The organism is Mycobacterium sp. (genome assembly GCF_040398885.1).
In the GTDB taxonomy this organism is placed as follows: domain Bacteria; phylum Actinomycetota; class Actinomycetes; order Mycobacteriales; family Mycobacteriaceae; genus Mycobacterium.
Window position 1 is genome coordinate 1 of sequence record NZ_JBBATF010000175.1, and the last position, 5,629, is coordinate 5,629.

A 5,629-nucleotide genomic window follows, 5' to 3' on the forward strand; every position below is an offset into this window, starting at 1 on the left:
GTCCTACCTCACCGCCGGCGTGGTTTTCCTCGGCCTGGCCGCCTACCTGGCCAGCTTCGGTCCGCAGCTGAGCATCAACGCCGAGATGGGACCCTTCGGCGGCGCCGAGCTCACCGCCAGCGGACTGAGCTACTGGACGGTGGCGGCGCTGGTCGCCGCTCTGCTGGCGGCCGTCGGACTGCTGCCCAGGGCGGCCCGGTCGTACACCGCGGTCGTCGCGGTGGCCGCGGTCCTGGGGCTGCTGCTTGTCATCGGCCAGGTGGTTAACCGCCCCTCCGGTATCTCGGTCGGATGGGCGCTGTGGCTGGGGTTGCTGTTCACCCTGCTGCAGGCCGGCGCCGCGATCACAGCCCTGCTGTTCGAGAACGGAGTGCTCACCGCCCCGGCCCCGCGGCCGCGGTACGGCCCGTACGGCCCGTACGGCCCGCCGCCCGGCTACTACGGCCAGCCCGGTCTCCAGCCCGGCGTCCAGGGCCCGCCGCAGCACCCCGGATATCCGGCCCCCTACCCGGGTGGCTACCCGGCCGGCGGCTACAACGTCCCGGACACCAGCGCTCCCGACACCCCGCCCACCGGGTTCCCCGCCTACACCCCGTCACCGCCGGGATCGTCGGTGCAGTCGGCGCCGGGGCCGAACCCGTCCGCGGAGTCCTCGGGTCCCGCTGCCGGCACCAGCGGGCCCTGACCGTCGCCCGGTTGGCTTTTTTCACCGCTTTCGACGAGTGACAAGGACCCAGAGCAGGGCACCGGTGGCGCCCGGCGGCCCGCAGCCCCGTGATTTGGTGCGCGTCGCCTTCGGCCCCTCGCTGGTTGCCGTCGTCGTCATCGCGGCGATCACGCTGGTGCAGCTTGTCGCGGCCAACAGTGATCTGACCGGCACCCTCGGCGCCGTCGCGAGCCTGTGGCTGGCGGTCCACGACGTGCCGATCTCGATCGCCGGACAGCAGATCGGCGCCCTGCCACTGGCTCCGGTGGCGCTGATGGTGTGGGCGACCGCGCGCACCACCGCCCAGGCCACCCCGGAGCGGTGTTCCCGGTTCGTCCTGCGGTGGATCGTCGCCTCCGCGCTGGGCGGGCCGCTGCTGGTCGCGGCGGTGGCACTCGCGGTCGTCCACGACGCCGCCTCGGTGCTCACCGATCTGCAGACCCCGAACGCGCTGCGGGCGTTCGCCGGAGTCGCCGCCGTGCACGGCCTCGGCGCAGCGATCGGGGTCTGGCCGCGCATCAGGTCCCGGGCGCTCGCCCGTCTGGGACTGCCGGGGTGGGTTGTGGACGCGGTGCGGCCGGCGATGATCGGCGTCGCGGCACTGCTGGCGCTGTCCTGCGCCGTGGTGGCCGCGTCCCTGGTCGTGCACTGGGGAACGATGCACGAGTTATACGGCATCACCTCCTCGTTCCTTGGCCAACTGAGCCTCACCCTGCTGTCGCTGCTCTACCTGCCCAACGTGGTGCTCGGCGCGGCCGCGGTGGCGGTCGGCTCCAGTGCGCACATCGGCTTCGCGACGTTCAGCGCGTTCACGGTGTTCGGCGGTGACATACCGGCGCTGCCGATCCTGGCCGCGGCGCCGACCCCGCCGCTCGGCCCGGTCTGGGTGGCGCTGCTGATCATCGGCGCGGCCGCGGCGGTGGCGATCGGGCAGCAGTGTGCGCTGCGGCCGCTGCCGCTCCCGCTGGCGCTGGCCAAACTCGCGGTGGCGACCCTGCTGGCCGCGGTGACCCTGGCGCTGCTGGCCTTCGCCGCGGGCGGACCACTGGGCAACTTCGGCAACGTCGGAGTCGACCAGGCCACCTTCGGCCCGGCGGTGGCCTTCTGGTTCCTGCTCGTCGGCGGACTGACCGTGGTGATGGCCGGAGGGGTCAGCCGCGGTCCCGCCGTGCCGGCGCCCACCCCGCGCGCCGAGACCGCATCCCCGCCGGAGAACCCGCCGGAGAACCGGGAAGAACCCCGCCCCGACCCCGGTCTCGGCGAAGAACAGACGCCGGAACCGGAACCGGAGCCCGCGCCGGGGCCTGCGCCGCCGCCGGTGACCCCCGCGCCCGACGTCGAAGACATCGAGGACCTGATGTTCGTCGACGCCGATATCGAGGCCGATGTCGAGGCCGGCGGCACGGTCGGCCCCGATGCCCGGTCGGGCTGACGGCCGCCCGCGCCGATAGGCTCGTCTCCGTGTCAGCGCCACAGCAGATCCGTGTGCCGCCCAGCGCACCGGCGCGACTGGTGGTGCTGGCCTCCGGGACCGGGTCGCTGCTGCAGTCGCTGCTTGCCGCCGCCGTCGGGGACTACCCGGCCCGCGTGGTCGCGGTCGGAGTGGACCGGGCCTGCCGGGCCGCCGAGATCGCCGCCGACGCCGGTATCCCCGCCTTCACCGTGCGGCTGGGCGACTATCCGGACCGGTCGGCCTGGGACGCCGCGATAACCGCTGAGACCGCCTGCCATGACCCGGACCTGATCGTCTCGGCCGGGTTCATGAAGATACTGGGGCCGGCTTTCCTCGGCCGGTTCGAGGGCCGGGTGGTCAACACCCATCCGGCGCTGCTGCCATCCTTCCCCGGCGCCCACGCCGTGCCCGACGCGCTGGACTACGGGGTGAGGGTGACGGGGTGCACCGTGCACCTGGTCGACGCCGGAATGGACACCGGGCCGATCCTGGCCCAGGAGGCCGTCGAGGTGCGCGACGGCGACACCGAGGAGACATTGCACGAACGGATCAAGGTCATCGAGCGGCGACTGTTGGTCGACATGCTGGCCGCGCTGGCGCAGCGCGGCGTGACCTGGAGCGGCAGAAAGGCGACCCTGGGAATGGTGCAGGCATGACGGCGCAGACATTGATCGGTAAGAAGCCCATCCGGCGCGCGTTGATCAGCGTGTACGACAAGAGCGGGCTGATTCCGCTGGCTCAGGGCTTGCACGAACTCGGAGTCGATATCGTCTCGACCGGGTCGACCGCGAAAACCATTGCCGATAAAGGCATCCCCGTGACGCCGGTGGAGTTCGTCACCGGTTTCCCGGAGATTCTCGGTGGCCGGGTCAAGACACTGCACCCGCATGTCCATGCGGGTCTGCTCGCCGACACCCGCAACGCCGAGCACATCGCGGCGCTGCAGAAGCTCAAGATAGAACCGTTCGACCTGGTGGTGGTCAACCTCTATCCGTTCAGCGAGACCGTCGACTCCGGTGCCGAAGCCGACGAGTGCGTCGAGCAGATCGACATCGGCGGCCCGTCGATGGTGCGGGCCGCGGCCAAGAACCACGCCAGCGTGGCCGTCGTGGTCGAGCCACTCGGTTACGACGGTGTCCTGGCGGCGGCGCGGGCCGGCGGCTTCACCCTGGGGGAGCGAAAGAAGCTGGCGGCATTGGCATTTCGGCACACCGCCGAGTACGACATCGCGGTCGCGGGCTGGATGGGTTCGGTCCTGGCGCCGGAACAGAGCGGAGCGCCGGCCAACCTGCCGGCCTGGCTCGGCCGGAACTGGCGGCGCACCTCGGTGCTGCGCTACGGCGAGAACCCGCATCAGCGGGCCGCCCTCTACAGCGACGACGTCGGCTGGCCCGGTCTGGCGCAAGCCGAGCAGTTGCACGGGAAAGAGATGAGCTACAACAACTTCACCGATGCCGACGCCGCCTGGCGTGCGGCCTTCGATCATCAGCAGATCTGTGTGGCGATCATCAAGCACGCCAATCCCTGCGGGATCGCGATCTCCTCGACATCGGCGGCCGACGCCCATCGCAAGGCGCACGCCTGCGATCCGCTCAGCGCGTTCGGCGGGGTGATCGCGGCCAACACCGAGGTGACCCGCGAGATGGCCGAACAGGTTTCGGAGATCTTCACCGAGGTCATCGTGGCGCCCGCCTACGAGGAAGGCGCGGTGGAGATCCTGGCGCGCAAGAAGAACATCCGGGTGCTGGTGGCCGCCGAACCGGCCATCGGCGGCGTCGAGATCCGGCAGATCGCCGGCGGGCTGCTGATGCAGGAGCGCGACGAAATCAACGCCGCCGGGGACGACCCGGCGGGCTGGACGCTGGCGGCCGGGCAGCCGGCGGACGACGAGACGCTGGCCGACCTCCTTTTCGCCTGGCGTACCTGCCGCGCGGTGAAGTCCAACGCCATCGTCGTGGCGGCCGAGGGCGCCACGATCGGTGTCGGAATGGGACAGGTCAACCGCGTCGACGCCGCACGGCTGGCGGTCGAGCGCGGTGGTGACCGGGTCCGCGGCGCGGTGGCAGCCTCGGATGCGTTCTTCCCCTTCCCCGACGGCCTGCAGGTGCTGACGGCCGCCGGGGTGAAGGCCGTCGTGCATCCCGGCGGGTCGGTGCGCGACGACGAGGTGACCGCGGCGGCCCACGAGGCCGGGATCACGCTGTACCTCACCGGCGCGCGGCACTTCGCGCACTAGTGCCGCTTCGCCGAGTGTGAATTCACCGCGAAAATCGGACCGGAATTTCGCAGTGAGTTCACGTTCGGCGCGCAGGTCATGCGTGACGAGTTCCTGTCGGATCCTGCCTGGAACCCGATTGACACGGACAGCCACTCGACAGCAGTCGTAGCGTGGAGGGCGTGACGTCCGCTTCTGAGCTACCCACCACCCTCGGCGAGCTGCGCGCCTCCGGCCACCGCGAGCGCAGCGTCAAGCAGGAGATCAGGGAGAACCTGCTGACCGCGTTGGGCGCCGGCGAGGACGTCTGGCCCGGGATCTTCGGGTTCTCCGACACCGTGCTGCCGCAGTTGGAACGCGCACTGATCGCCGGCCACGACTTCGTCCTGCTCGGCGAGCGCGGCCAGGGCAAGACCCGCCTGCTGCGGTCGCTGGCCAACCTGCTCGATGAGTGGACTCCGGTGATCGAGGGCTCCGAACTCGGCGAGCATCCCTACTCCCCGATCACTCCGCAGTCGATCCGCCGGGCCGCCGAACTCGGCGACGACCTGCCGGTCACCTGGCGGCACCGCAGCGAGCGCTACACCGAGAAACTGGCCACCCCCGACACCAGCGTGGCCGACCTGGTCGGCGACATCGACCCGATAAAGGTCGCCGAGGGGCGGACGCTGGGTGACCCGGAGACCATCGCCTACGGCCTGATCCCGCGGTCGCACCGCGGCATCGTCGCGGTCAACGAACTGCCCGACCTCGCCGAGCGCATCCAGGTGGCCATGCTCAACGTGATGGAGGAGCGCGACATCCAGGTCCGCGGCTACACCCTGCGGCTGCCGCTGGACGTGCTGGTGGTGGCCAGCGCCAACCCCGAGGACTACACCAATCGCGGCCGGATCATCACCCCCCTGAAGGACCGCTTCGGCGCCGAGGTCCGCACCCACTACCCGCGCGAACTGGACGCCGAGGTCGGCGTCATCGGCCAGGAGGCGCATCTGACCGCGCAGGTGCCGGCCTATCTGCTGCAGATCGTCGCCCGCTTCACCCGGCTGCTGCGCGAGTCGCATTCGGTGGATCAGCGGTCCGGGGTGTCGGCCCGCTTCGCCATCGCCGCGGCCGAGACGGTTGCCGCCTCGGCGCGGCACCGCGGCGCGGTGCTCGGGGAGGACGAACCGGTGGCCCGGGTGGTCGATCTGGGAACCGTGATCGACGTGCTGCGCGGCAAGTTGGAGTTCGAGTCCGGCGAGGAGGGCCGCGAACT

At 71.1% G+C, this 5,629-nt stretch carries 5 protein-coding genes; all 5 read left to right on the plus strand.

Going from position 1 to position 5,629, the window contains the following annotated elements; all coding sequences use genetic code 11:
* On the plus strand, positions 1 to 685 hold a 685-nt coding region (locus tag ADBZ5U_RS13885; RefSeq protein ID WP_526811138.1), incomplete at its 5' end, for a DUF5336 domain-containing protein.
* A 37-nt stretch (positions 686 to 722) separates the two neighbouring features.
* Entirely contained in the window at positions 723 to 2,138 is a 1,416-nt protein-coding gene (locus tag ADBZ5U_RS13890; RefSeq protein ID WP_526811140.1) for a cell division protein PerM, read from the plus strand.
* Between the two features lie 29 nt (positions 2,139 to 2,167).
* A complete protein-coding gene (purN, locus tag ADBZ5U_RS13895; protein ID WP_526811142.1) occupies positions 2,168 to 2,815 on the plus strand; it encodes a phosphoribosylglycinamide formyltransferase in 648 nt (215 codons plus the stop codon).
* On the plus strand, positions 2,812 to 4,395 hold the full coding sequence (purH, locus tag ADBZ5U_RS13900) for a bifunctional phosphoribosylaminoimidazolecarboxamide formyltransferase/IMP cyclohydrolase (RefSeq protein ID WP_526811144.1): 1,584 nt from the start codon (positions 2,812 to 2,814) through the stop codon (positions 4,393 to 4,395). Before purN ends, purH begins: the two co-directional genes overlap by 4 nt.
* 161 nt (positions 4,396 to 4,556) lie before the next feature.
* A partial coding sequence (locus tag ADBZ5U_RS13905) for a sigma 54-interacting transcriptional regulator (RefSeq protein ID WP_526811146.1) occupies positions 4,557 to 5,629 on the plus strand: 1,073 nt, incomplete at its 3' end.